At 40.2% G+C, this 25,594-nt stretch carries 25 protein-coding genes and 1 tRNA gene; 8 read left to right on the plus strand and 18 right to left on the minus strand.

Annotated elements, in window-relative coordinates:
• From PHV30_06765 to nuoE, 15 genes are all read right to left on the minus strand, one after another.
• Positions 1–379, minus strand: a 379-nt coding sequence (locus PHV30_06765) for a CTP synthase (protein MDD5456717.1), incomplete at its 3' end; no start/stop codon positions are given.
• Positions 372–1,685 carry a hemolysin family protein gene (locus PHV30_06770; GenBank protein MDD5456718.1) on the minus strand — a complete coding sequence of 438 codons (1,314 nt, stop codon included), beginning with the start codon at positions 1,683–1,685 and terminating at the stop codon, positions 372–374. The genes PHV30_06765 and PHV30_06770, both read right to left, overlap by 8 nt.
• Positions 1,678–2,067 (minus strand): diacylglycerol kinase family protein, encoded by a 390-nt coding sequence (locus PHV30_06775; GenBank protein MDD5456719.1) that lies wholly within the window; start codon positions 2,065–2,067, stop codon positions 1,678–1,680. Before PHV30_06775 ends, PHV30_06770 begins: the two co-directional genes overlap by 8 nt.
• Positions 2,051–2,479, minus strand: a complete 429-nt coding sequence (gene ybeY / locus PHV30_06780) for an rRNA maturation RNase YbeY (GenBank protein MDD5456720.1) — start codon at positions 2,477–2,479, stop codon at positions 2,051–2,053. Before ybeY ends, PHV30_06775 begins: the two co-directional genes overlap by 17 nt.
• Complete coding sequence (locus PHV30_06785; GenBank protein ID MDD5456721.1) at positions 2,463–4,397, minus strand: HDIG domain-containing protein; 1,935 nt, start codon at positions 4,395–4,397, stop codon at positions 2,463–2,465. Before PHV30_06785 ends, ybeY begins: the two co-directional genes overlap by 17 nt.
• A 160-nt stretch (positions 4,398–4,557) precedes the next feature.
• Positions 4,558–5,811: a UDP-N-acetylglucosamine 1-carboxyvinyltransferase gene (murA, locus tag PHV30_06790; protein ID MDD5456722.1), complete on the minus strand. Its 1,254-nt coding sequence runs from the start codon at positions 5,809–5,811 to the stop codon at positions 4,558–4,560.
• Positions 5,812–5,814: 3 nt separating this feature from the next.
• Positions 5,815–7,791, minus strand: a complete 1,977-nt coding sequence (locus PHV30_06795; protein ID MDD5456723.1) for a DUF5693 family protein — start codon at positions 7,789–7,791, stop codon at positions 5,815–5,817.
• Positions 7,792–7,804: 13 nt separating this feature from the next.
• Positions 7,805–8,900 (minus strand): peptide chain release factor 2 gene (gene prfB / locus PHV30_06800; GenBank protein MDD5456724.1). Its coding sequence is split into 2 segments (ribosomal slippage): positions 7,805–8,830 and positions 8,832–8,900, totalling 1,095 coding nucleotides; the frame shifts between segments, so codons are not numbered across the junction.
• A gap of 116 nt (positions 8,901–9,016) precedes the next feature.
• Positions 9,017–11,545 carry a preprotein translocase subunit SecA gene (secA, locus tag PHV30_06805; protein ID MDD5456725.1) on the minus strand — a complete coding sequence of 843 codons (2,529 nt, stop codon included), beginning with the start codon at positions 11,543–11,545 and terminating at the stop codon, positions 9,017–9,019.
• Between the two features lie 8 nt (positions 11,546–11,553).
• Positions 11,554–12,105: a ribosome-associated translation inhibitor RaiA gene (gene raiA / locus PHV30_06810; GenBank protein MDD5456726.1), complete on the minus strand. Its 552-nt coding sequence runs from the start codon at positions 12,103–12,105 to the stop codon at positions 11,554–11,556.
• Positions 12,106–12,190: 85 nt separating this feature from the next.
• Positions 12,191–13,762, minus strand: coding sequence for a hypothetical protein (locus PHV30_06815; GenBank protein ID MDD5456727.1), 1,572 nt, complete (start codon positions 13,760–13,762; stop codon positions 12,191–12,193).
• 37 nt (positions 13,763–13,799) lie between these two features.
• Positions 13,800–14,891 carry an AAA family ATPase gene (locus tag PHV30_06820; protein ID MDD5456728.1) on the minus strand — a complete coding sequence of 364 codons (1,092 nt, stop codon included), beginning with the start codon at positions 14,889–14,891 and terminating at the stop codon, positions 13,800–13,802.
• 217 nt (positions 14,892–15,108) lie between these two features.
• Positions 15,109–17,160 (minus strand): FAD-dependent oxidoreductase, encoded by a 2,052-nt coding sequence (locus tag PHV30_06825; GenBank protein ID MDD5456729.1) that lies wholly within the window; start codon positions 17,158–17,160, stop codon positions 15,109–15,111.
• 140 nt (positions 17,161–17,300) lie between these two features.
• Positions 17,301–19,043, minus strand: a complete 1,743-nt coding sequence (gene nuoF, locus PHV30_06830) for an NADH-quinone oxidoreductase subunit NuoF (protein MDD5456730.1) — start codon at positions 19,041–19,043, stop codon at positions 17,301–17,303.
• A 2-nt stretch (positions 19,044–19,045) separates the two neighbouring features.
• The gene (gene nuoE, locus PHV30_06835; GenBank protein MDD5456731.1) at positions 19,046–19,495 is read right to left on the minus strand and encodes an NADH-quinone oxidoreductase subunit NuoE; all 450 of its coding nucleotides are present in this window, start codon (positions 19,493–19,495) and stop codon (positions 19,046–19,048) included.
• A 206-nt stretch (positions 19,496–19,701) separates the two neighbouring features.
• On the opposite strand from nuoE, the gene PHV30_06840 reads away from it, so the two are divergent.
• Entirely contained in the window at positions 19,702–20,130 is a 429-nt protein-coding gene (locus PHV30_06840) for a hypothetical protein (GenBank protein MDD5456732.1), read from the plus strand.
• Between the two features lie 7 nt (positions 20,131–20,137).
• On the opposite strand, the gene PHV30_06845 is transcribed toward PHV30_06840, so the two are convergent.
• Both PHV30_06845 and PHV30_06850 read right to left on the minus strand, forming a co-directional pair.
• Positions 20,138–20,812: an endonuclease III gene (locus PHV30_06845; GenBank protein MDD5456733.1), complete on the minus strand. Its 675-nt coding sequence runs from the start codon at positions 20,810–20,812 to the stop codon at positions 20,138–20,140.
• Complete coding sequence (locus PHV30_06850; protein ID MDD5456734.1) at positions 20,812–21,309, minus strand: phospholipase D-like domain-containing protein; 498 nt, start codon at positions 21,307–21,309, stop codon at positions 20,812–20,814. Before PHV30_06850 ends, PHV30_06845 begins: the two co-directional genes overlap by 1 nt.
• Before the next feature lie 226 nt (positions 21,310–21,535).
• Here PHV30_06850 and PHV30_06855 point away from each other — a divergent pair.
• The 7 genes from PHV30_06855 (at position 21,536) to ruvA (ending at position 25,142) form a co-directional block, all read left to right on the plus strand.
• A tRNA-Met gene (locus PHV30_06855) sits at positions 21,536–21,612 on the plus strand.
• Between the two features lie 29 nt (positions 21,613–21,641).
• Complete coding sequence (locus PHV30_06860) at positions 21,642–22,445, plus strand: alpha/beta hydrolase (GenBank protein ID MDD5456735.1); 804 nt, start codon at positions 21,642–21,644, stop codon at positions 22,443–22,445.
• A gap of 90 nt (positions 22,446–22,535) precedes the next feature.
• The gene (locus PHV30_06865; protein ID MDD5456736.1) at positions 22,536–22,760 is read left to right on the plus strand and encodes a sulfurtransferase TusA family protein; all 225 of its coding nucleotides are present in this window, start codon (positions 22,536–22,538) and stop codon (positions 22,758–22,760) included.
• A 91-nt stretch (positions 22,761–22,851) separates the two neighbouring features.
• Positions 22,852–23,397 carry a flavoprotein gene (locus tag PHV30_06870; GenBank protein MDD5456737.1) on the plus strand — a complete coding sequence of 182 codons (546 nt, stop codon included), beginning with the start codon at positions 22,852–22,854 and terminating at the stop codon, positions 23,395–23,397.
• Entirely contained in the window at positions 23,397–24,038 is a 642-nt protein-coding gene (locus tag PHV30_06875; protein ID MDD5456738.1) for a phosphopantothenoylcysteine decarboxylase, read from the plus strand. The genes PHV30_06870 and PHV30_06875 overlap by 1 nt, the downstream gene beginning before the upstream one ends.
• Positions 24,035–24,538 carry a crossover junction endodeoxyribonuclease RuvC gene (ruvC, locus tag PHV30_06880; GenBank protein ID MDD5456739.1) on the plus strand — a complete coding sequence of 168 codons (504 nt, stop codon included), beginning with the start codon at positions 24,035–24,037 and terminating at the stop codon, positions 24,536–24,538. Before PHV30_06875 ends, ruvC begins: the two co-directional genes overlap by 4 nt.
• Positions 24,531–25,142, plus strand: coding sequence for a Holliday junction branch migration protein RuvA (gene ruvA / locus PHV30_06885; protein MDD5456740.1), 612 nt, complete (start codon positions 24,531–24,533; stop codon positions 25,140–25,142). Before ruvC ends, ruvA begins: the two co-directional genes overlap by 8 nt.
• Here ruvA and PHV30_06890 read toward each other — a convergent pair.
• The coding region (locus PHV30_06890; protein ID MDD5456741.1) for an HAD hydrolase-like protein at positions 25,139–25,594 on the minus strand (456 nt) is incomplete at its 5' end. The genes ruvA and PHV30_06890 overlap by 4 nt on opposite strands.

Here is a 25,594-nt window from a genome sequence, read left to right on the forward strand (position 1 = left end):
GCATCCGGTCTTTAATTTCATTGGTTATGTGAGGAATAACCTGCACTGTACCTCCCAGGTAATCTCCTCTTCTTTCCTTTTGGATAACAGTGTTATAGATCATACCGGAAGTAACATTATTGATTTTCCCCAGGTTTTCATCGATGAACCTCTCATAATGGCCCAGGTCCAGATCTGTTTCCGCGCCATCATCAGTAACAAACACTTCCCCATGCTGATAAGGAGACATGGTCCCCGGATCAACGTTCAGATAAGGATCAAGTTTTTGAATAAGAACCTTCAATCCTCTATTCTTGAGCACATTTCCCAAAGATGCTGCTGTGATACCCTTCCCTAACGACGATACTACTCCTCCTGTTATAAATACGTATTTAGTCATGAGCCGGTTCTTCTCCTTTCGTTAATATTTCAAGTTTTAACTTGGTTATTCTGCGTTTCATCACGTTTAATACTATAATTTTTATTTTTTTGTCCTCATAAACATCACCTTTTTGCGGCAATTTCCCGAGTTTATCCACCACAAAACCGGCAATCGAGTCATAATTATCCGCTTCAGGGATAGCAATGTCCAGTTCTTCATTCAAGTCGCCGACATTGGCCAATCCGTTAACCAGATATATGTCCTCACCGATTTTTTCAAACATCAGGTCTTCTTTGCTGTCATCGTATTCATCATGAATATCTCCGACTATTTCTTCGATAATATCTTCTATAGTAACCAGGCCGCTTATGCCTCCATATTCATCAACAACCATAGCCACATGCACTTTTTTCTTACGCATTTCCCGCAGCAGGTCGTCTATACGTTTACTTTCAGGAACAAGAAAGGGTTCACGAAGAATCGTACGGATATATTCGACATTGTCCCGGTCATTACTGTTGACCAGAAGTAAATCCTTGGCATAGACAAAACCGATAATATTATCCTTACCGTCAGCGTAAACCGGTATTCTTGAATGCCAGTGCTGCTTGATCAAATTTATCATCTTTCTGGGAGTAGTATTAATATCCACAGAAATAATAGCAGTTCTTGGCGTCATAATTTCTCGTACTACTATATCACCAAATTCGATTATGGAAGTAAGCATTTTTTCTTCTTCTTCTTCGAGAATCCCTTCCTGCAAACCCATATTAATAAAAATTTTAATTTCTTCCTCGCTTAGCAACGATCCCTTTTCCAGCGCCTTGCCTCCTGTAATTCGCGTAATAAACTTGGTAAGAACATAAAGTACTTCAATAACCGGATACAATACATAGGAAAACCAGTAAATAGGTCTGCTGAAAAACAGACCAACCGCTTCAGGCAATTTCAGAGCGATGGTTTTTGGTACCAGTTCTCCCAATATCAACAGGACCAGGGTCATAAATACCATGGTAATAGTTGTGATCAGAGCTTCATTATGTATGCCCAGCCTGCCCAACATATCCACAAACAAAAAAGTGGCGGTTATTGACGCCAAAATGTTGATCATGGTGTTACCCAAAAGAATAGTTGTAAGCATACGACCGGGTTTTTCATAAAGTTTTTCCAGAAACTTTACATTTTTCTTTTTTTCAGCAGCCAGTTTTTTACGTTTGATACTGTTCAGCAGGGTCAGGGAAGTTTCAGATGAGGAGAAAAAGGCCGACAGACACACCAGTCCAATTAAAACTATAATTTGTATTATATAAGAATTATCATCCATTTAAATTAGTCAGTAAACTCCATAGCTTATTATAAAATACCAGAAAACCAATGACAACCGCAAATACAGAGGCGACCAATACAGCCCCTGCGGCTACGTCTTTAGCGAGCTTGGCGCGAATATGTTCCTTCTTGGTGAACAAATCCACAGTAAATTCAATGGCCGTGTTTGTTAATTCGGTAATAACAACGATACTGATGGCTATTGTCAAAAGTATCCAGTCAAAACGGCTTATTTTGAAGAACAAACCGGCAATTATTACTAAAATAGCAATAATCAGATGAACCCTGAAATTTCTTTCCCGCACAAAAGCATAATAAAGACCTGACAGGGCGTAGTATAAAGACGAAAAAAAATTCCTGTTTTTAAATGATTTTCTCATTAAATCCTTTCAGTAAAAATGATTCATACTCACACATAATAGCATATTCCTTGTCTGTGACATGATCATAACCGACAACATGCGCGAAAGCATGCGCTATTATCTTGGCCAGTTCTTTGCGCAGGCTGGTTTTAAAACGACGGGCATTTTGTTTAACAGTGTCCAAAGAGACATAAATATCGATGAGTTGTTGTGCAGTCTCGTTCAGGCAAAAAGTTAAAACATCTGTCGGTTTATTTTTCTTACGATAGAGCTTATTCAGTTCCTGTATGTAGGAGACTGAGACAAAAGTCAGAGAAATTTCCGGTTCTGTAAGTGTCGTTCTGGGGTGCACATGGTTTACGACCTTTTTAATATAGGCCTTTTCTTTGTCTGGTGTATTTAAAAAATTTAACTTAACTTCCTTTTTCATCACTGGCTTTTTCTTTAGCTTCCGGATATTTGATACGCGCATGATATTGACTGGCAGTTACATTAAAAAATACCAGTTTAACACGCTCGATATCTGATAAAGAAAGATTGGAGCAATCCAGCTGACCGTCTTCCAACTTGTCTTTTACAATTTTGTCTATCAGGGCCATAATCTTGGCCGGGCTAGGTTTATCCAGGGTTCGCACAGCGGCTTCCACACTATCCGCCAGCATGATGATCCCGCTTTCTTTGGATGAAGGTTTGGGACAGTCATAACGAAACTGGCTTTCATCTACCACATCATTCATGGTAATCTTGAGCATTTTGTGATAAAAGTATACCAGCAGTCCTGTACCATGATGTTCCACTATAATATTCTGGATTTCTCTGGGTAACTTGTTTTTCTTGGCAATCTCCAAACCATCTCTGGGGTGGCCAAGAATTTTCAGAGCGCTTAATGTCGGCATGGCAGCGTCATGAGGATTTATGCCATGGCTGATATTCTCAATAAAATACTCCGGTTTTTTCAGCTTGCCTATATCATGATAGTAGGCTGCTACCCTGGCCAGGATGGAATTTGCCCCTATTTCCTCAGCGGCGGCCTCAGCCAGATTGGAAACCATCAAACTATGATAATAGGTACCTGGAGCTTCGCTAAGCATATGTCGCATCAATTGATTATTAAGGTCGCCATAGTCGAGAAGTTTCAGGTCTGTAGTAATATCAAAAATTTCTTCAAGATAAGGGACTGTACCGATAGCCAGAATAATAGAAATTACACTGTTAAAAAACACCTGGATCATATGAATTAGCACAATTTTATAGGGAGAGTGGCTGACATTAAGTTCGATGATCATAACTATAAAAGCTGCCAGCACCCCGATAATAACGCCCACCAGCGGCAAATCACGACGTTTTTTGAAATACTTGATAAAAATATTGGTTACCATGGTAGTGATCAGGATATATAAAGCAGCCTGGGGATTGGCATTAAAAAGCAAAAGAACGAGGATGGCGTTAAACTGGGATAGATGCAGCGACAGTTTCTCATAAATCAGGAAACTGAACAAAAAGGTAAAATAAACAACCGGTATTAAATACGCCCCAGCCAGGTATTCGGGAAAACGGTCATACAGCAGCAATGCATAAATAATTAAAAAATAAACGGATTCCAGTGAAAACATTAAAAAAAGTTGTTTGTTGCTGGGGCCAACATAATAAGTCATGCGGCTTTCCAGTACAATTACCAGGAAAACTATACTTAAAACAACAGTGAGGAATTTGCCCCATTGCATCTGTTTGCGGTACAATCCGGTTTTTTCCAGGATTTCCAGGGTTAAAGGTGAAATAATATCATTGCGGTAAACTATGGGCTGGCCTTTTTTGATTATTGTGGACTGCGGTATAAAACTGCGTTTGACTTCCTCCATCTTGGACAATGTATCCACCTCACTGAAGATCATATTGGGATTAATAGCCGCACTAAGGATATCCAGAATAGCGTTCTGATATTTTCTATCCAGGTCTACTTCCTTAAACTTGTCCATAATAACGGTTTTTATATCCTCGGTACTGATAATCCCTTCGGCATAAATATTTTTAACCAGCTGCTGACTGATAAATTCGATAAAGGATAATGAGTCTCTATCCTGTTTTAATAAAAAATTAATAGTTCTCGGTTGTATTTTGAGTTTATCCGTAATGTTTTCAGAGACCATTTTAAATTTTCTATCATCCTTGAAACCGACAAAAAAATTCATCAGTACCAAATCGGTGTGATTCTCAATCATAAGGTCTCTTCTATATACTTTTTTAACTTCTTCGATTTTCTGTTTTAAAAGCTTTTGGGATATCTGTTCGTCTTCAGAGGTTTCAATCTCAAACTGTTTTGGGCTTATAACATTGACAGGACTGCGCATTCCAACTCTCAAATTCTGATTTCGAGGAAAATACAACAAGGAAATCAAAAAAATCAGGAATAAACCAAAAAAGAAATAAATCGCGACCTTGGTCAGGTTATACCCGGCCAGGAATCGAAAAATATTCTTTATTCTACTGTCTTCTGTATGATAATTTCGTTCAGACAATACTGGCTCCTAAACCGATCAGTTTTTCAGTAATATTCTCATAACCTCTTAAAATATGCTGCACATTGTAAAGCGTGGTTTCCCCTTCTGCAGCCAGTGCAGCTATAAGTAAAGCCGCACCGCCCCTTAGATCCATTCCTTTGACTGAAGTGCCTGATAATTTATTGATACCGTGAATAATGGCTTTCTTACCGTCAATTTCAATATTGGCGCCCATACGGTTCATCTCCATTACATGCATAAAACGGTTTTCAAAAATTGTTTCTGTTATTGTGCTTTTGGTATCATCAAGCGTAGTTAGAAAAGCCATCAAAAGCGGCTGCATATCAGTAGAAAATCCCGGATAAGGTTCGGTTTTGACATTTACAGCTTTTAATTTCTGACCATTGGTTTTTACACGCACTGTCTCATTATCAATAATCTGAATATTAACACCTATTTTTTCCATAACCTGCAATATGTCATGAATATGTTCCACCTTAACCTTTTTCAGCACCACATCACCTCTGGTAATAGCTGCAGCCAGCAAAAAAGTGGCCGCTTCGATACGATCAGGAATCACAGAGTATTCAATTCCTTTTAACTTCTCCACACCCTTTATTTTGATGGTATCGGTACCTGCTCCTGTTATATCCGCTCCGGCTTTATTCAAGAAATCAGCCAAATCTACAATTTCCGGCTCCCTGGCCACATTTTTCAATATGGTAGTACCTTTGGCCAGCGACGCAAACATCATCAGGTTTTCCGTAGCGCCGACGCTGGGAAAATCCATATTAAATTTGGCACCCGCCATTTCTTTATCAGACTTGAGTATTACAAAACCATGTTCTACCCTGATATCAACTCCGAAGGCTTCAAATCCCTTCAAATGAATATCCACAGGCCTTGAACCTATAGAACAACCGCCGGGATAAGGTACCTTGGCAAATCCGGCCCTGGCCAGTATAGGGCCGGCGACCAGAAAGGAAGCACGCATATTGGTTATCAGTTCATATGGAGCTACATGCCGCACATCAGCCGCGCCCCACACCCTGACCAGATTATTGGTAAATTCTGCTTTCAGGCCCAGGCTGCGCAGCAGGCGTATGGTTGTAATAATATCCGTGAGATTGGGTACATTGCTAATCTGACTTTCGCCATCCAGCAGAACTGTGGCTATAAGTATAGGCAAAGCTGCATTTTTGGAACCGTTAATGCGTACATCACCTTTTAATACTGTAGGTCCCTGAATAGTTATTTTAGACATCGGTTAAGGATTTTGTCCCTTTTTTTTAATCTGAAAATAAAAATTGCATAAAAAAACTAATATAAAGCCTATAATTGTTCCCAGTACAAGCCCCATTACCGAACGATAAAATGAAATAAATATCGGTGAATGAATATGACAAAAAGTATTTATCATGGAAATGGAAGCAACGGAAGCGAAAGTCAGCATCAGGTATTTAATGGACTGCTTAACCCTGGGGTTATTCCAGAAATAGATGGCAAGAATAAGCAAAGGATAACCGAATAATATTTCCTTGGTACGTGGTCTAACGATAAATATCTGTTCTAAAAGTTCACGAAAACGAAGCTCATAATCACCGAAAACCAGAATGCCGGTATTACCTGTTCGAAAAATATAAAAAAAACTGAATATTATAAACAAAACAGCGCCTACGAGAAAGAGTACCGTTAATTGTTTGGATAAAAAACGTCTGACGGAAAAATAAAGATACTGTATGCGCTCCGGCTTCACAAAAAAATAAATGAGCAACAGGATCACAGGAGTGAACACTGCCAGTTTAACTCCTTTGAAGCCCCAGATATTCCAAAAATAATTCGGGTCAAAAAGCAGGTTCTGGATAGTAATTCCAGCGAACAAACTTCCCGAAAACAACAGAAAAAGAATAGTGGCGTATTGCCGGTAATCTGGTATTTTAGAAGAAGATTTTAATAAATGTTCGATCCAGGCAAACAAAATTACCGGACTGATAATCGCTACCAGAAGGGCTTGAATTTTATTGAGAAGATATTCGTGTCCTGTGAACAAAAGCACAAAAATACCCAGGACATACAATATCAGGAACAATCTAATCCATTTCTTTTCCAAGCCAAATAAAAATATTCTGATAAATCCCAGAATTATTATAAAAACCGTCAGATAAGACAGATAGGTGAAAGGAGAATGAATAAATTTTTTGTACGGGTTATCTTTGATAACCCCAACATGATAGCCCTTTCTCTCAAGGTTTTCCCGCAGTCTTTTAAGAAAAGATGAATTGTAGGCGTAGGCGTTAACCTGTCCGGAAGCGACATACGGTTCAATATAAAGAATACGACAATTACGCTCCTGCACCGCCCTTAGAGCTTGATTCAGGTATATCTGGTCATTATTCTTCAACATTTCAATATAATGAACCTTGATTGCCTTTTTAGAAGATTTTAAAGCCAAACCCTGACGCCCTTTTTGCGAACCTGTAAACAGCTCTACAAGGCCATAATTTTTGTTGATTTCATCCAGTTTGTATAAAAGGGTAGGAAGATAATCAGGATAACCCATCACTTCATCACCGGTAAAAAGAATAGTATTCAGAGAATAATCCTGCAAACGGGAAATTTTGTAAGCCAGGTTTTCTTCAGTAAAAACCGAGAAATTCACAAAAGCAGGCATCACATCAATACCCATTTCATTAAGCTGGCCGGCTTTGTCGGTATTAATATCCAGCGGAAGATCCAGTAATTCTTTGGAATCGGCGACAACTTCCAGTACATTAAGCCCCAAATCCCTAACCCTTTGTTCTCCAAGCTTTATTTCCAGGCTGCGTTTAACATAATCAAATGTACTGTTTTCATCAACAATAATATATATATAAGCGGGCTGAACAGTATAATCGCGGGGAAGCCTGGAATATATGATAGTATTGGCCCGTTGTACTATGCGGTTATTATTAATAAGATCACTGCCCTTTATATAGGTAAGCTTGGCCGCGTCCGCCAACTGCCTTAAAGTTTCTTCTTTAAGTACAATAGAACTAAGCCCGGCCAGTTTAAAATTTTTAATCAAATCAAGAGTATTAAAACCGGTTAACAAATAAATTTTATCAATGGCGTCATAAGAGTATACAACTTCCACTGTCTTGTTCCGGCTATCCCATAAACTGCGCTGATACATGGGTACTAAGGAGGCGAAAAACAAAACAAGCAAAAGAGGAGAAATTTTTAATAAGGTTTTTTTATCAAACATGTAGACTCCGACTCTATGTTAACGATTCTTGTTTAAAATGTAAATATGCTTCTATAAAGCCATCCAGTTCGCCGTCCATGACGGCCTGGACATTACCGGTTTCATATCCGTTACGATGATCCTTAACCAGATTATAGGGATGAAATACATACGAACGGATTTGGTTGCCCCAGCTGATTTCTCTGTTAGCCTCAGCCACACTGCCTAATTTGTCCTTCTGTTCCTGTTCATTTAACCTCACCAGCTTGGAAAGCAGCATTTTCATGGCAACTTCTTTATTCTGAGCCTGCGAACGCTGGTTCTGGCACTGGACTACAATATTTGTGGGTAGATGTGTGATCCTGACAGCGGAATCAGTTTTATTGACATGTTGTCCGCCTGCGCCGCTGGATCTGTATGTATCAATACGGATATCTTCAGGCTTGATAATAACTTCCTTGCTTTCTTCAATTTCCGGTATGATATCCACTGAAGCGAAAGAAGTCTGACGTTTGTTATTGGCGTTAAAAGGCGACAGACGCACCAACCTGTGTATACCATGTTCGGCTCTGAGCAGTCCATAGGCATAATCGCCATACACAGCCAATGTAACACTTTTCAGGCCGGCTTCTTCTCCTTCGGAAATATCCAGAATTTCATATTTGAAACCTTTTTTTTCTATCCAGCGAATATACATACGCAGCAACAATTGCGCCCAATCCTGAGCATCAGTTCCCCCTACTCCGGCATTAATGGTAAACAAAACATCATTCTGATCATAGGTACCGTTGAGCAATGTTTCCAGCTCCAGGGCAGCGTAAGCGTCTTTGATCTTTTTGTAATAAGAATGGACTTCCGCTGCAAACGACTCATCCTGCAAGCTCATTATTTCTCCCAGATAATCCGCGTCTTCTTTTAATTTCTTAAAATTTTGCAGCGTATCTTTTAATGATTTATTTTTACGATTCAGAGCTGTTACTTTTACCGAATCTTTCCAGATATCTTCCTGTTGCAGCTGAAGATCCAGCATTTCAATTTCATTTTGCAGCTGAGGGAGGTCAAAGATAGTCTCCGAGAATTTTTATTTTCTGTCTTAATTTTTCTATTTCACCGGTTAATTCTTCGTACATAAATTTATTACTCCTTTATCGCCTCTTCCCCTCTTATCCCCTTCTCCGCCCGCGGAGACGGGGAAGAAAGTCCTTTCTCCGTTTACGGAGAGAGGATTTAGGTGAGAGGCGAAACGCTATTTATTCCCACAGCACTTTTTATACTTTTTACCTGAACCGCACGGACAAAGGTCATTACGGCCTACTTTATCTTTGGTATTAACAACCGGCTGCTGCGAAGGTTGATCGCCGGAAAGATCTGCTGCCTGATAGGATGTTACTTTATAGCTTTCCTGTTTGGCAGCAAGTTTTTCCGCTTCTTCGTCACTGATAATCTGCACTTTATAAATACTGCCGATCACTTCCTGCTCCACGGCATTCATCATATCCTGGAACATATCATAACCTTCACGCTTGTACTCCAGAAGAGGGTCTTTCTGAGCATAAGCCCGCAAACCTATACCGTCGCGCAGCAGATCCATATTTTTCAAATGTTCTATCCAGCGCATATCCAGAGTATGCAGATAAATCAGTCTGGAAACGGTCAAAATATCCGAGGGAGAGAACCTGGAGATATATTGCCTGAAATACTCCCGGGCTGTCTTCAAGATATAATCTAAAATCAGATTGCGTTCCGAATATTTCTTGTAATCATATTCGGCCGGCACCAGTTGCTTTATTTCCCTGATCAATTCAGCCCAGTCCACATCCCTGCTTTTTATGCTTTCAGGATAGTAATTGTTAAAGATAAACTGTATCTGGTACTCAATAATTTCATCATATTTTTCAATGAGCTGCTTCTGTTCAAGAATACGACGCCGCTGCTTATAAATTATGTCACGCTGCTTGTTCATAACGTCATCATATTCCAGCAATTGTTTACGAATATTAAAATGGTACATTTCGACTTTTTTCTGGGCCCTTTCAATTGAACTGGAAATCATTTTATGCTCAATAGGTGTTTCATCATCAAAACCCAGTGATTCCATTATTTTTATAATCCGGTCAGAACCGAACAGACGCATAAGCTCATCTTCCAACGAAACATAAAACTTCGTATAACCAGGGTCTCCCTGTCGTCCACAGCGACCGCGCAGCTGATTATCAATACGCCGGCTCTCATGCCGTTCCGTGCCGATTACGCACAAGCCTCCCATCTGTGCTATACCTTCGCCCAGTACAATATCGGTACCGCGTCCTGCCATATTGGTGGCAATAGTTACAGCCCCTCTTTGACCGGCTTTGGCAATAATTTCCGCCTCACGTTCATGATACTTGGCGTTCAAAACATTATGCGGGACATTTTTTTGTTTTAGCATTTTGCTTAGAAGTTCGGATACTTCGATGGAAATGGTACCGACCAGCACAGGACGCCCCTTTTTATTCAGCTCGGCAATTTCTTTAACCACAGCTCTGAATTTGCCCATTCTGGATTTATAAACAGCGTCAGCGGCGTCTGTTCTTATTATCGGCTGATTGGTCGGTATTTCTATTACTTCCAGACCATAAATCTTATCAAATTCCGCGGCTTCTGTAAGAGCAGTACCGGTCATCCCGGCCAATTTTTCAAACATTCGGAAATAATTTTGCAGGGTAATGGTAGCGAGAGTCTGACTTTCCTGCTGAATTTTTAAATTCTCAACTGCTTCTATAGCCTGATGCAAACCGTCGCTGTAACGACGGCCATTCATCAAACGACCTGTAAATTCATCTACAATAATAACTTCATTGTCCTTTACAATATAATCCACATCCCGTCTGAACAAATGTATGGCCTTTAAGGACTGCACCAGCATATGGGCCTTGTCCATATTTTCTATATCGTAAAGATGTCCTATATGCATGGCTTTTTCAGCGAAATCCATTCCGGCCTCTGTGAGTACAATATTCTTATTTTTTTCATCAATCGTGAAATGCTCTTCTTTTTTCATCCGTTTGGCAATAATAGCCTGTTCCTTATATTTATCGGTATTCTCGTCCACTACACCTGAAATAATTAGCGGGGTCCGGGCTTCATCAATAAGAATGCTGTCAACTTCATCGACAATAGCGTAATGCAGATTTCGCTGTACACACTGGCTTAAGTCGCTGGCCATATTATCTCGCAAATAGTCAAAACCAAATTCATTATTGGTACCATATATAATGTCACAGGAATATGATTGTTTGCGGATTTCCGTGTCCATCATATTCTGGATAAGTCCTACAGTTAATCCCAGGAACTTATATATTGTGCCCATCCACTCACTATCACGTCTGGCCAGATAATCATTCACTGTAACAATAAATACACCTTTACCTGTCAGGGCGTTAAGGTAAGCGGGAAGCGTCGCCACGAGAGTTTTTCCTTCACCGGTTTTCATTTCGGAGATATTACCCTCATGCAGTACCATCCCACCGATAAGCTGGACATCAAAATGCCGCATTTTCAGTACACGCTTTGATGTCTCCCGCACAACGGCAAAAGCTTCAGGCAGAATAGCCTCAAGGGTTTCGCCTTTTTTCAATCTTTCTCTGAAAATTCCAGTCTGCGCGGCCAGGTCCGTGTCAGATAATGAGGCATACCTTTCTTCCAGGCTGTTTATCAGCTTAACTGTTTTGGAATAAGTTTTGATTCTTTCCTGGGCTGTTAAACCAAAAAATATTTTTCTGACAATGTTGAACAATTAATCTCCTAGAACTCCGGTTCAATGAGCCCGAAATTGCCGTCTTTTCTTTTGTAGATTACATTCATTTCCTGGCTTTTATCGTTCATGAACGCTAAAAATTCCAGTTTCAGAGACTGCAACTGCAGCATGGCTTCATCGGGGGACATTGGTTTTAGTCGTTGTTTACTAATAATAATCTCCTGCTGACCGGCGCTATCTTCATCAGCAGTTCTTTTATCTATCTTTTCAATTTTCTGGGAGACCTTGTCACCTTTACGATCTTTAAGTTTTTCTTTATATTTCTTGAGCTGTTTTTCAATTTTTTCAAAAAGAAGGTCTATGGCAGCGTACATATCTGAACTTTCTTCTTTAGCCTGCAATATAGCGCCGTGCACATGAACGGTCACTTTGGCTTCATTGGCTTTTTCCGGTGACTTGTTGTCGTGATAAACCATCTCCACTTTGCCGTTTTCTATGGCTTCGGCAAAATAATGTACAATCTTACCTATTTTTTTCTCAGCATAAGTTTTTAATGCTTCAGTCATTGCCAGGTTCTGTCCGGATACAATAATCTGCATAATTGGGTCCCTCCTGAATATTATTAATTGTGTGTATTATAGCCTATATCTGTCAGCTTTCAAATTACAAAATTGGGTATCTTGATTATCGGGCTTGAAATTCCTGAAAAATCAGGTTTTTAAAGGCTTCTATCCGATCTTTATACGGAGTATAATAAATATTGATATTACCTCTGTCTGTATCTTCCCAGTAATATGGTTCAAAAATCTTCAAAAGAGCAAACTGCTTTTCTAAAAACTGTTTAAATTTTTGCTCGCCCAGGACCTTCAGGTCATCCAGAATATCCTCTTTGATCATTTCCACAAAGACGGTTTCTTCATGTTCCAAATAAAACAGGGCCAATGCAATCTGTACCAGTCTGACCTTGCTAATCATCATATCCTCAGTGCTTTTGTTTTCCTCCATCATCTCGGGCGGTTTATCTATTTCCAACAAATACTGCAGAAGTTTGACCTGGACCTGCTTATCCATATTTTTTTCATAAACCGAAATGAGTATCCTGTTCATCTCAAAAGCGATTGTGTCGACCACAAAATACAGGTTGGCCAGAGCTGCCTGCTTGTAACATTCATTACCGTAATAATGCAGGTAGTAAAAAGCGCGTTGCAGCAGATCCGGCTGTTTCATCTGTATAAGCAACTCCATGAGTAACCTGTAATGATAAACCAGATTATACAAATTTCGATGCTCGTTTTCTTTTACAGCATGCTTGAAGGCAAATCTGAACAGTGTATTAAGGTGCACCAGTATCAAATCCAGGAAATCTTTGTGATCAGTTGTATCCGGTATTATTTTAACTACCTGCACAATTTCCGAAGCGGTTAACGCGGCCATATCAAATTGGTTGTTTTCTATAAAGACCTGATAAGCATTGCCCATAATCCGTAAACATTTTTTTTCAAAAAATAGATCATATACCTCATGACCTTTTAAAGACTCAAACATAGTCCTGAAAGATATGTCCCGACGCATGGTCTGAGTGATACGGAAAAGGGAACCGGGCAATTTGGACTTGTTTTGTTCATAAAAAATCAGTACATCCCTGAACTCGCTGAGTATCAGCGATTTTGTTTCTTTGAAATGGATATAATTTAAAAGGTCATCAAACTGGTTCAGGGAAGCAAAAAGCTGCCCCTGATAACTTTCAGTTTTATTCAGATTGATGTCCAGGGCATGAGAATGACTAGCCAGGAACCTGATATTCCTAATAATTTCAGCTTTTATTTTGGAAATAATTATTTCCGGTTTGGTTAAACGCAAAATATAAAAAATATAAGGAAAGGCCAGAACTATGGACATGGTCATAAAAATATTAATATTCAGGAACTGACTGGCTACACTGTGCGGAGCGCTGAATATGAAATGCACAGCGGACAGTACAATAAACCACACATAAAAAAGGCTTATCCAGTCTTGCATGTATAAGTCGATCAACTTGATAATATTTTGCGACGCAATTGAAATGACGATGAGCAAGGTTCCCAGAACAAACGCCGGAACAGCTATCCAGTTATTGGAGCCGAAATCAATCCCTGTTCCCATCGTGAAACGGGATATAGTCCCGAGAAAAAAAGTATTAACTATCCAATCCAGACCATAAATAAAAACAAGATTCAAGAAAAATGATACTATCATCCGTCGAAATGTTTTGGACATGCTCATATTGTACTGACAATAATGCGGACGGGCAATATTACAGATTTTCCAAAATATACTTTGTATCCAGCTGGTTGATCAGCTGTTTGGTAAGCTCTATTTTCTTTTTATCGTTTATTGTGACCTTGACATTCAGGTTGCTGACTTTTTTGGCTGTTTCATAGGTATCCTCTCCCACACTGAGTACAGGTATATTGATTTTTTTTATAAGATTAAAGACATTTTCCTTAGGTAAAATGCCACCCGTTATCAGAATTCCGGCCAGTCTGTTCTCGGTGGACAGCATACATAAAGAGATCGCGGCCAGCAGTACATCCTCACGGTCGCCAGGTGTAATGAGCAGACTACCCTTTGCCAAATGAGTGAGCACATAATGCGGGGTCATAGCCCCAACCACGATATTCACAATGTTCTCATACAAAGTATCGCCTTCATTTAGTACATCTGCCTTCAGAGCTTCCTTGACCAGAAACATATTGGGTGAAGACAGGCTCTGATAATATGGAATAAAACCAAGTACTTTCAGGCCATAGTTGTTGAGGCCCTGAGTAAGCAGCTTGGTAACTTTTTCAATTTTATTGGGATAAATTTTATTGATAACAACACCCAGAACTTCCACTCCTTCTTTATCAAAAAGAGCTTTGTTTAACATAATTTCGTCTATGGTATTACCAATACCGCCGGGTGCAATGAGTATTACCTTGGAGTTAAGTATTTTAGCCACTCTAGCGTTGCTCAAATCCAGCACCGACCCCACACCAGCGTGGCCTGTGCCTTCGACCAGCATATATTCTCTATCATAAGACAGTTCCTGAAAACTATAGATAAGCTTGTTCTTCAGTTGGTCTTTTCTGTTAGCACGTTCCAGAATATATTCCTCGGTGTAGCCTGAAGGTATGGCAATGGGACTGGTCAGCTTGATATCTACATGCGATTGAAATATATGTTCAATAAGATAAGAATCTTTATCTATCTGCTCGTCATTCACCACTACATATTTTTGTCCGACAGGCTTGATAAACCCTACCTTCTTTTTAATAGTCTGAAAAAAATTGTAGAGAATAATCGACAGAGTGGTCTTGCCGTCGCTTTGTCCGGACGCAGCTATAAAAAGGTTTTTACTGGTCATATTTACCCTTCCCTTAATGATAATATAGCATTTTCCGATTACTTACGCTACCAGAGCAATAAATACATTAAAAATATTCGATATTTCTCCGGTTTTTTTCTGCTGATAGCTTGGAACTCATCCCCAGCCCTTCTCTTACAAAGAGAAGGGAGCAAAAAACCCCTACTCATTCCTCCTCTCGACAAGTGGAGGATGCCGTAAGGCAGGTAGGGTTTTATTATAGAGGGGTTAGGGGTGAGTTCACCCCGGCAGTCGGACACACCTTTACACATTCACCGCAGCCGTCACAAACAGTTTGCGCCAGGTGATGATTAAATTCCGGTTTCATGCGCGTGGCAAAACCACGATTTATAAAACCGAAAACGTAAAGCTTTTTCAGGTCTTCACAAACCCTGACGCACGAGGAACAATTTATACATTTATCTATTTCCATTTTGATCTGCGGGTGCGAGAAATCCTTGGCATAGGTACGTCTTTCACCTGCAAAATTTTTCTGATCGGCGCCATATTCATCGGCATATTTTTTTAATAAACAATCGGTTATGGCCACACAGCCGCATTTCAGACACCGTTCAGCTTCAGCCTGCATGTCTGTTTCCGGCTGTGACTGCTCTATCTGCGCAAAGGAAGTTTTTCGGCCAGCAATATCAAGTTGCTGCAAAGGTCTTCTCTGAATTTTTTTATATTCCGCAAACATTTCTTCAGGAAGAGTATTCAATTCTCCGCATAAAGAAACAAAAGGAACTTTCTCGCCAACTACTTCCTGCTCCTGTAAATACTGAATTACAGAATGAGCTGCCTTGCGGCCATGAGCAACTGCCGTAACTACCAGGTCCGGACCGGTTAAAACGTCCCCAATTACAAAAATCCTGCAATCATTTTTTAGTTGAAAAGTTTCATTGTCCGCAAGAATTTTACCCTTATTGTCTTTTAAAGATTCAGATAAAAAGGATAAATCAGCATGCTGCCCTATAGCGCTAATGATATTATCCGTTCCCAGAACGAAATCACTGCCTTCCACAGGTACGGGTTTTCTGCGTCCACTGGCATCCGGAGTACTTAGCTGCATCCGCTGACATTTTAATATTAATTTATTATGCGCTTCTTCAATTTGAAGAGGAACCGCAAGAAACTCAAAAACTATACCTTCCTCTTCGGCTTCTGCAATTTCGTCTTTAGCCGGCATTTCCTCTGCTGACCTGCGATACAAAACTTTAACTTTACTACCCAAACGAATTGCGCTTCTGGCCGAGTCCATAGCAGTATGCCCACCACCAACCACTACAATTTCTTTGCCTAATACCGGTTTATTACCGCTATTTAACTGTTGTAAAAAATCCAGCGCTTTCAGAACTTTTGGGTTGTTTTCCCCTGAAATGCTAATGTCATTAGACAACTGACAGCCGATTGCCAAAATCACAGCATCGTGATTTTTGTAAATTTCCTGCCAGCTGATTTGTTTGCCAACTTCGCAATCGAACTTAACGGCAATACCCAACTGCTTGATAATCGCATCAAACTCAATATCCACAATTTCTTTGGGCAGACGATATGCAGGTATGCCATATCTTAGCATACCGCCGGATTTAGGCTGCTTCTCATAAATAACAACATTATATCCCAGCAAACGCAGATAATAGGCAGCGCTGATACCGGCCGGACCCGCGCCGATAATGGCTATATTTTTGGATCTGTCGATTTTTCCAGGTTCGGGCAGGAATGGGCCTCCGGCGGCGATTTCCTTCTCAGAAATAAATCTTTTTTGTATGCCTATTCTTACAGGCTCGTCTACTCTGTTCCTGCGACAGGCTTTTTCGCACGGCTTTGGACAAACTCTGCCCAGGATATTGGGTATAGGTGCTTTTTCTCTGATAAGTGCCGCGGCTTCTTTGTATTTGCCCTGGGCTTCCAGGGCTAAAAAACCCTGGATATCGATCATGGCCGGGCAGCCCAACTGCTTACACGGTGCGACACAATCCCCGAAATGGTCGGATAAAAGCAGTTCCAGAGCCATTTTTCTGGTAGAAATCACTTTAGGACTGTTTGTTTCTAAGATCATACCTTCGGAAATCTGAGTTGAGCAGGCAGGCACTAATTTGCCACCCGCGGAAACCAGCTCCACCACACAAATCCAGCAACTGTTGAAATGTTCCAACTTGTCATCATGACAAAGGGTCGGAATGGAAATGCCCAGCCCGGCTGCCGCTTTTAGAATTGTAGTATTCTCAGGAAAAGAATATTGTTTATTATTAATGGTAATGTTTATCAAAGCTATTTATTTCCTTTTTTCCGTCATCCTTCGTCCCGCCTACGCTAAAGCTTCCGTCTTCGCTGAAGCTTCGCCGAGACAAGTCGTCGAGGCAAGCAAGCTCAGGATGACGTTTCGTTTCACCTTTCACTTTTCACGATTCACTTTTTTTCCACTGCCCCAAACCCGCATACATCAGCGCAAACACCACATTTCGTACATAGTGACTGGTCTATGAAATGCGGCTGTTTTCTCTGACCACTGATAGCCTTGACCGGACAATTTTTTGCGCATAAAGTGCATCCTGTGCATTTATCGGCTTTGATCTCAAATTTTATCAAAGCTTTGCAAACTCCAGCCCTGCATTTTTTATCCTGAATATGCTCCAGATACTCGTCTTCAAAATATTTCAAAGTGGTTAAAACCGGATTAGGCGCGGTTTTGCCCAACATGCACAAAGAAGCCGAGGTTATTTTTTCTGCCAGGTCTTTCAATTTTTCCAGTTCCTTGATACTGCTTTTGCCCTCGGTTATGCGCTCTAAAATTTCCAGCATCCGCTTCGTACCTATACGGCAGAATGTACATTTGCCGCAAGACTCCTGTTGAGTAAAATTTAAAAAATATCTGGCGATATCCACTATACAGGTATCATTATCCATGACAATAATTCCGCCGGAACCCATAATAGCTCCGGTTGCAGCCAAAGACTCATAATCAACGGTTGTGTCCAACAGCCTATCCGGCAAACATCCGCCTGAAGGTCCGCCCAGCTGCACAGCTTTTACTTTTTCTCCGGAAATTGTGCCTCCGCCGACCTCATAAATAATTTTTCTCAGTGACGTTCCAAGCTCGACTTCCGCAAGCCCGCTGCGTTTAATTTTGCCTGCCAAAGAAAAAACTTTGGTACCTCTGTTTTTTTCTTTCCCGAGTTTTGCGTACTCATCCGCACCGTTTCTGATGATCCAGGGCACAGCTGCCAGTGTTTCCACGTTGTTAATATTTGTAGGACATCCCCACAGCCCAGACTGGGCCGGATATGGCGGACGAAGTTTGGGCATACCCCGTTTGCCTTCTATAGAAGCCATCAACGCCGTTTCCTCGCCACAAACAAAAGCGCCCGCACCCTCTTTAATCATTAGTTCAAAAGAAAATTTTGAACCTAGTATATTTTCACCAAGAAAGTGCTGATCTTTTGCCTTTAATATGGCATTCTTAATTCGCTGCACAGCCAGGGGATATTCCGCTCTTACATAAATATAACCGCGATCCGCGCCGATAGCGTAACCGCTTATAATCAGGCCTTCGATAACCCGATGCGGATCGCCTTCCAGGACAGCCCTGTTCATAAAGGCACCCGGATCACCCTCATCGGCGTTACAGATAACATATTTTTTCTTGCCCTTAGCCTTTTGTGCCAATTCCCACTTCACCCCGGTTAAAAAACCGGCTCCGCCCCTGCCCCGCAAACCGCTGTTTTTAATAATTTTTATAACATCTTCAGGATCATTATTTTTGACTATTTTTCTTAAAGCTTCATAACCGCCCCTTTCCAAATAATCCTCTATCCTGTCGGGATTGATTAACCCGCAATTTCCAAGTATCAATTTTTTCTGAACAGCGGAAAATTCAGATATTGTTTCCGAAGAGTGAAAATTGTCAGTCTTTAAACCCTGCAAAATAGCAGGCACATCGCTTTTTTTTACATTGGTTAAGACCTGTACCGGTTTATCGGGCTGATAGATTTCCACAATCGGCTCCAAAAAACACATACCATTGCAGGAAGTGTAATCAAGTATAGCTGACCTTTCGGTCTTTAATAGTCTCTCCAGTTCATCATATACGTCCTTTGCGCCGGCAGAGATACCGCAGGTCCCAAGACCGACTTTAATCGTTACAGGTCGCATGCTTATTTGAATTCCTTTATAATTTTTTTTACAGCTGTCGCGTTTAACTTTCCATATACTTTGTCATTAATCATCATGGCCGGAGCCAGCGAACAGCAGCCCAGACAAGCCACTGTTTCCAGAGAAAAATTGCCATCGGCAGTAACTTCGTTTGACCTGATCCCTAATGTTTCCTGTATCGCGGAAAGTATTTTTTCGGCACCTCTTACATGGCAGGCTGTACCTTTGCAAACTTTTATGATATTTTTACCGGCTGATTTCAATTTAAACTGAGAATAAAAAGTGGCTACTCCATACAACCTGTTTTTTTTAATAGCCGATTTTTCACATATTTCTATGAGCAAAGCCTCGGGTAAATAGCCATAATCCTTCTGAATCGCCTGTAAAATAGGAATGGAAGCCTCTTCCTCCCTGCCAAATTCCTTTAAATAATATTCTGCTTTATTTTTCATCAAAAAACATCCTTTTGATTTGTCATCGGATGCCAAAAAAATAACCGACAGCCTTTATTTTCGGACAATCCTGATAAAAAACATGAATCAAGTTTAGCAAATTTTACATAGGGTGACAATTAACTGTATTAATAAACAGAATAATAAATGGAATTCTAATGAGTTACTTTCGATATATTTGATGATATTTATTTAAGAACAAATTTATGAAACACAAAATAATAACAATAGATAAAACTCAAAAAAATGATTTTTTTAACATAAAGCTTGAAAATCTTGTACTGATTCTTTTGGATCAGAATACATCAAATGAAATACGCAACGATGTGTATAGAAATCTGATAAGTAATATCTCGCCCTATTTGCATTATTCTCATATTAAAAAAGTACAGTTAATGTATGAGGAATTATTGAAACATCTCGCCGAGATTGATTTGAAGCCAAAATCAGGTATATCTGGTTGCATAAACGGACTTATTTTTCAGGCATTAAATGTTATGTTATCTTCGGATTTGCAGCTGCTTAGAAAAGATCAACTGCAAAGGATAATTGAACTTTATGAGAAATATGATACTCACATCGGCATGGTGGATATTGCTGAATCAATACTGAAACTCCCTGAAACAGAAGAATAATTAATTTTTAACTCAACACCAAACCATTGCCGTAAGGACACTTTTTCAGCAGAAAACAGGTAGAACACTTGGGTTTTATGGGCAAACAGGTATTCTGTCCAAACTTCACTAATATTTTATTAATTGTCTTCCAATAAATTTTGGGAAGTATTTTTCTTAGCTCCATTTCTGTCTGCTCGGGGGTTTTGGTTTTTACCAGCTTCCAGCGGTTAAAAATCCTGTGTACATGAGTGTCCACGCAAATCCCGTCCTTATCAAAAGCCTCTATAAGCACCAGATTGGCTACTTTTCTGCCCACGCCGGGCAATGTCAGGAGTTCATCCAGATCATCCGGCACACGGCCGGAATATCGTTCATTCAAAATAGCCGCCAGCTGTTTCATCTGTGTTGCTTTTCGTCTGTAAAAACCACAGGGATAAAGCAGTTTTCGCAGTTCTGCAAGGCTGATCTTGTTTAAGTCCTTCAAATTATCCAATCGTCCGAATAAGCGCAAAGATACTTCCCAGGTTGTCTTCTCCCTGGTGCGCAGACTTATAATCGCCGCCAAAAGAACTTTAAGGGCCTTTTCATCAGTATTTTTAAGTTTGCCCAGTTCATCAGAAATATATAGATCAGTACCTGATTTATTAAGTTTCTCTATCACGGGCAATATCTTTGCCAGGTCTTTAATAGAAATAGTCATCAGGGCATGGGTCTGGCCAGCTGCCAGAGCTTGTTGAATTCGTTACTAAACTGCTGAATAGTTTCTTTATCAGTAAGGATTATTAAGTTTTCATAATTAAACAATTCGGCATTACTGGTCCAGTTGTATGAGCCTGTTGTTAAATATTTGTCACCAATAACCATAAATTTGTCGTGCATCAGGCATCTTTCCTGATGAGCAGGTAAAATACGAACTTCAATATATTTAGTCAGCCAGCCTATTACACTACCGGTGCCGTTCTGCTGGCTCCTGTCCGCAATAATGCGCACCTTTCTGCCGGACTGTTTGGCTGAAAGCAGGGACAGAGCAAGTTCTTTGGATGTAAAACTGTAAATAGCCAGATCGATATTGCCGGTAGACTTCCCGATAAGCCTCACCAACTCCTGACGAATATTACCGTGTGGTGAAAAGAAAACCTGATTGGAAAAACAAAAAAGAAACAAAACGCTGATCAGATAATATTTCAGTATTTTCATTTAATAATATTATAATTGCAAGTCTGGAATATACAACCGGAAGCATTTACAAATGTCACCCCGGACTCCGATCCGGGGTCCAGGCCATGACAATGATTGTAAATACTGGATACCGGCTCAAGGCCGGTATGACAGCCAGTTCTGATTGCAATAGCCCCTGTATTTATACAAACATCAGTTGCCTAATCAAAAATTATATTTTAAAATAACACGGTTATAAATCAGGGGCGATGTAGCTCAGATGGTTAGAGCACACGGCTCATACCCGTGGTGTCAGTGGTTCGATCCCACTCATCGCTACCAATTTTACTTTCAGTTAACAATCGGAATATATGGATTTCATCACTTCTTTTCTTTGCGGTCTTCTGGCTTTTAATTTTCTTCTGGAACCATTAATAGAACATCAGATGGTCTATCACCCCAGTGAGACCATCAAAGAAACTCCTGAAGATTATCATCTTGTTTATGAAGACTTGTACCTGAAAACAGCTGATGATTGCACCATTCACGGCTGGTATTTCCCCAATGCCGCTGCCGATAAAGTAGTATTATATTTCAGCGGTAATGCCAAAAACATGAGCTATAATATGGACAGGATCAAGCTTTTTCTGGATTGTACCGCAAATGTCATGACTATTGAGTATCACGGTTTTGGAAAGAGCTCCGGTCTGCCTCTGGAAGAAACCTTATACATTGATGCCCGCACAGCATATCAATTCCTCATTGCCGAAAAAAAGTTCAAACCCGAACAGATCATAGTTGCCGGCCGTTCGCTGGGAGGAGGTGTTGCTCTGGAACTGGCAAAAGAGCAAAAGGTTGGCGGAGTAATACTGATCAGCAGCTTTACTTCTATACCGGCCATGGCTGATCGTTTTTTCCCTTTCTATTTACGTCCATTTTTCTGGATTAAAAATAATTTTAACAACCTTGAAAAAATAAGCGATATACATTATCCCCTTCTTGTCATTCACAGTGAAAAGGACACCTTTGTACCTGTTGAAATGGCCAGAAAAAATTTTGATAAAGCAAATGAGCCGAAAACTTTTGCCATTATTCACAGAGGTGATCATTCACAATTATACCTGCAAGACGTATCTCCTGACATCAAATCATTCCTAAGCGAAAAAAAATATTGATCCCAGCCCTTTAATTTTAGACAATTACAATGTTATAATTTTATTAATATTACTGTATCGTCTTGATATATTTTAAAGGAGGTGAATGAAATGGCTACAAAACAATTAAACCTTAAAGGACTCCCTTGTCCTCAACCTACTCTAAAAATGACTATCGAAGCAAATTCCTGCAAAGCCGGGGATATTATAGAAGCTGTAGCCGATTGTCCTACTTTTGTAGATGACGTTAAAAATTGGTGCCAGAGAATGAAAAAAACTTTAATTTGGGTTAAAGATGAAGGCTCAGGTGTAAAAAAAATTCAGGTTCAAATCTAGTTAAGTAATCACACACATAACAAGAAGACCTGCCCACATTTTTTGTGGGTTTTTTTTGACAAAAAACAAAGTCAATCGGATAATAATTCATATGCAGCAAAAAATACTTATAGGAATTACCGGTGGTATCGCCGCTTATAAAACCATCGAGCTTATCCATCTTCTCAAAAAAGACGGGCATTCAGTCAAGGTCATTCTTACTCCCACGGGCCAGCAATTTGTTACGACATTGACCATCAAAACCATGTCCGGCTATTCTCCCTATCTGGATAATCAGGAAACAATAGCTGATGATATCGAGCATATAGAACTGGCCAAATGGGCGGACCTGATGGTAGTGGCACCGGCAACAGCCAACACTCTGGCCAAACTGGCACATGGCCTGGCTGATAATCTGCTTACCGGCACCATTCTTGCCCTGCCGCAAAAAACACCATTATATATAGCTCCGGCTATGAACACCCGTATGTGGGATAATAAAATAACTCAAACCAATCTTAAATCATTAAAAAAATACTATCCTCAAATACAAATAATTCCCCCGCGCGTGAGCACACTGGCCTGTGAAGAAACAGGGATGGGTGCTATGGCCACAATTGAGGAGATCCTAGCGGTTCTCAGGAAAAAACTGAAATAATGAAACATCAAATACTTGTTACTGCCGGAAATACCTGGGCTCCTCTGGACAAGGTAAGAGTAATTACCAACATATTTTCCGGAGAGACAGGGCTCACCATAGCTCACAAACTGGCAAAAAAAGGCTTCAAGGTATCGGTTCTTCTGGGTGACATTCGCATAAACTTAAAAAAATTCAGGCATAAAAACCTTAAAATTATCCGCGCCCTTACCTTTAAAGCCTTCTATAAAAAAATTAAAAAGGAAGTAAAAAAGCAAAAATATTCCGTACTTATCCATGCAGCGGCTATCTCGGATTTTTATTTAAAAAAGCCATTAAAAGGGAAAATAAAATCCAAAAAAAAATTGAAACTTAAATTAAACCCTACTCCGAAAATCGCTGATAAAATTAAAAAATGGGACCCGGACATTATTCTTATAAAGTTTAAACTGGAAGCCGATATAAAAAAGAAAAAACTTCTGAAGACAGCACTGAAAAGCAAGGACAGTTCCAAGGCAAATCTGGTCATTGCCAACAAACTGCCTTGTAAGAAACAGCATGTTTTTTATCTGATAAAATCCAAAAAACAGTACGTCAAACTCAAAGGTAAAAAAACGCTGGCCAAAAAGCTGGCTAAAATCCTGAAAAAAGAACTTACATGATTATACTAGGTATAGACCCCGGTTATGCTATTACGGGCTATGCTGTCATCGAAAGCAAGGGGAACAGCTTTTATCCTGTAGTTTACGACCATATAGCGACTTCTTCCAAACTGGATTTTTTTGCCAGGATGATGGAGATTAATATTCATCTGAAAAAACTTTTAAAAAAATATAAACCGGAAGTGCTGGCCATTGAAAAAATTTTTTTTTCCAAAAACACCAAAACCGCCATTAATGTGGCTCAGGTGCGCGGGGCCATCATCCAGGAGGTTTTAAACCATAGTCTGGAGGTTTATGAATACTCTCCCAATGAAGTAAAACTGGCTGTGACCGGCTATGGAGCGGCTTCCAAGATGCAAATGCAGAAAATGGTCAAAAGTCTGCTCAATCTGCCGGAAATACCCCGACCTGACGACACGGCAGATGCCTTGGCTGTAGCCATATGCCACCAAAATTCAGCCATATATTCCATGCTTAAAAGGAGGCTACAAAATGTATAGTTATTTTACAGGAAATCTACAGGAAATATTTGAACAATACCTGGTACTGGATGTGAATAATATAGGTTATCAAATTTTTATTTCCAGAAAAGATTATGATTATTTTCAGGCTTTTCTGGGCCAGCAGATAACTATCTACATTTACCTGAACATCAAGGAAGACAGTCATACCTTATTCGGATTTTCCAGCCCGCAGACCAAAGAAATTTTCAATATTCTGCTGAGTATCTCAGGCATTGGGCCAAAATCAGCGATAAACATTCTTTCAGAGTTGAGCGTAGACCAGCTTGTGGCCGCTGTTCTGACCAACGACCTCTTCCCGCTGACCTCGGTTTCCGGTATAGGCAAAAAAACAGCTGAACGTATGATACTGGAACTGAAAGACAAATTCAAAAACATGGAAGTGCCGGGTGGCGCGGCAGACACTCTTTTGCAAAAAATCCCGGGGCATATAACTCAGGAAGCGGCTGACGCTCTGGCAACTCTGGGTTTTAATCCAGCGGAAATAAAACGTACTTTACAGGCTATCCGCAACCAGCTGACCAAAGAAATGACCGTGGAACAAATAGTAACTCTGGCGCTGCGCAGTAAAAGCAAACTTTAGTTCTGTCTGAGCATTCGTCGGATAAGGACCTTTTCGAGATTGATGTAATTTTTTCTGACCCAGTTTACTTCCACACCGATGGGATAGATATAAACGGTGTAATAACCGTGCAGCTTCGCGCCCAGAATATCGGTAAACAGCTGGTCGCCGAAAAAAACAGTGTTCCTGGGCAAAAATCCGAAGTCTTTTTGCAGCTTTCGGTAAACAAAAGGTAAAGGCTTAAAGGACAACATAACTATCTCTGTTTGCAGATAATCGGCAATGGCGATAAGCCGCTTGGAATTACTATTGTTGGACACCAGAACAATCTTGAAACCTTTTTTCTTTAAATCCAGCAATAGATCCTTGATTGCAATATCCGGCAAAGGGTTGATACGCTCTACCAGTGTATTATCCACATCAAAGACCAAATTAGTGTAACCTTTTTTAGACAAAGCGTTATAGTTAACATC

Source organism: Candidatus Margulisiibacteriota bacterium, from assembly GCA_028715625.1.
In the GTDB taxonomy this organism is placed as follows: domain Bacteria; phylum Margulisbacteria; class Riflemargulisbacteria; order GWF2-35-9; family GWF2-35-9; genus JAQURL01.

Bases quoted from the DNA above. Each gene is read 5' to 3' on its own strand.
- PHV30_06770 (MDD5456718.1), bottom strand. From the start codon at position 1,685: ATGGATGATAATTCTTATATAATACAAATTATAGTTTTAATTGGACTG.
- PHV30_06775 (MDD5456719.1), bottom strand. From the start codon at position 2,067: ATGAGAAAATCATTTAAAAACAGGAATTTTTTTTCGTCTTTATACTAC.
- ybeY (MDD5456720.1), bottom strand. From the start codon at position 2,479: ATGAAAAAGGAAGTTAAGTTAAATTTTTTAAATACACCAGACAAAGAA.
- PHV30_06785 (MDD5456721.1), bottom strand. From the start codon at position 4,397: ATGCGCAGTCCTGTCAATGTTATAAGCCCAAAACAGTTTGAGATTGAA.
- murA (MDD5456722.1), bottom strand. From the start codon at position 5,811: ATGTCTAAAATAACTATTCAGGGACCTACAGTATTAAAAGGTGATGTA.
- PHV30_06795 (MDD5456723.1), bottom strand. From the start codon at position 7,791: ATGTTTGATAAAAAAACCTTATTAAAAATTTCTCCTCTTTTGCTTGTT.
- raiA (MDD5456726.1), bottom strand. From the start codon at position 12,105: ATGCAGATTATTGTATCCGGACAGAACCTGGCAATGACTGAAGCATTA.
- PHV30_06815 (MDD5456727.1), bottom strand. From the start codon at position 13,762: ATGTCCAAAACATTTCGACGGATGATAGTATCATTTTTCTTGAATCTT.
- PHV30_06820 (MDD5456728.1), bottom strand. From the start codon at position 14,891: ATGACCAGTAAAAACCTTTTTATAGCTGCGTCCGGACAAAGCGACGGC.
- nuoF (MDD5456730.1), bottom strand. From the start codon at position 19,043: ATGCGACCTGTAACGATTAAAGTCGGTCTTGGGACCTGCGGTATCTCT.
- nuoE (MDD5456731.1), bottom strand. From the start codon at position 19,495: ATGAAAAATAAAGCAGAATATTATTTAAAGGAATTTGGCAGGGAGGAA.
- PHV30_06840 (MDD5456732.1), top strand. From the start codon at position 19,702: ATGAAACACAAAATAATAACAATAGATAAAACTCAAAAAAATGATTTT.
- PHV30_06845 (MDD5456733.1), bottom strand. From the start codon at position 20,812: ATGACTATTTCTATTAAAGACCTGGCAAAGATATTGCCCGTGATAGAG.
- PHV30_06850 (MDD5456734.1), bottom strand. From the start codon at position 21,309: ATGAAAATACTGAAATATTATCTGATCAGCGTTTTGTTTCTTTTTTGT.
- PHV30_06860 (MDD5456735.1), top strand. From the start codon at position 21,642: ATGGATTTCATCACTTCTTTTCTTTGCGGTCTTCTGGCTTTTAATTTT.
- PHV30_06865 (MDD5456736.1), top strand. From the start codon at position 22,536: ATGGCTACAAAACAATTAAACCTTAAAGGACTCCCTTGTCCTCAACCT.
- PHV30_06870 (MDD5456737.1), top strand. From the start codon at position 22,852: ATGCAGCAAAAAATACTTATAGGAATTACCGGTGGTATCGCCGCTTAT.
- PHV30_06875 (MDD5456738.1), top strand. From the start codon at position 23,397: ATGAAACATCAAATACTTGTTACTGCCGGAAATACCTGGGCTCCTCTG.
- ruvC (MDD5456739.1), top strand. From the start codon at position 24,035: ATGATTATACTAGGTATAGACCCCGGTTATGCTATTACGGGCTATGCT.
- ruvA (MDD5456740.1), top strand. From the start codon at position 24,531: ATGTATAGTTATTTTACAGGAAATCTACAGGAAATATTTGAACAATAC.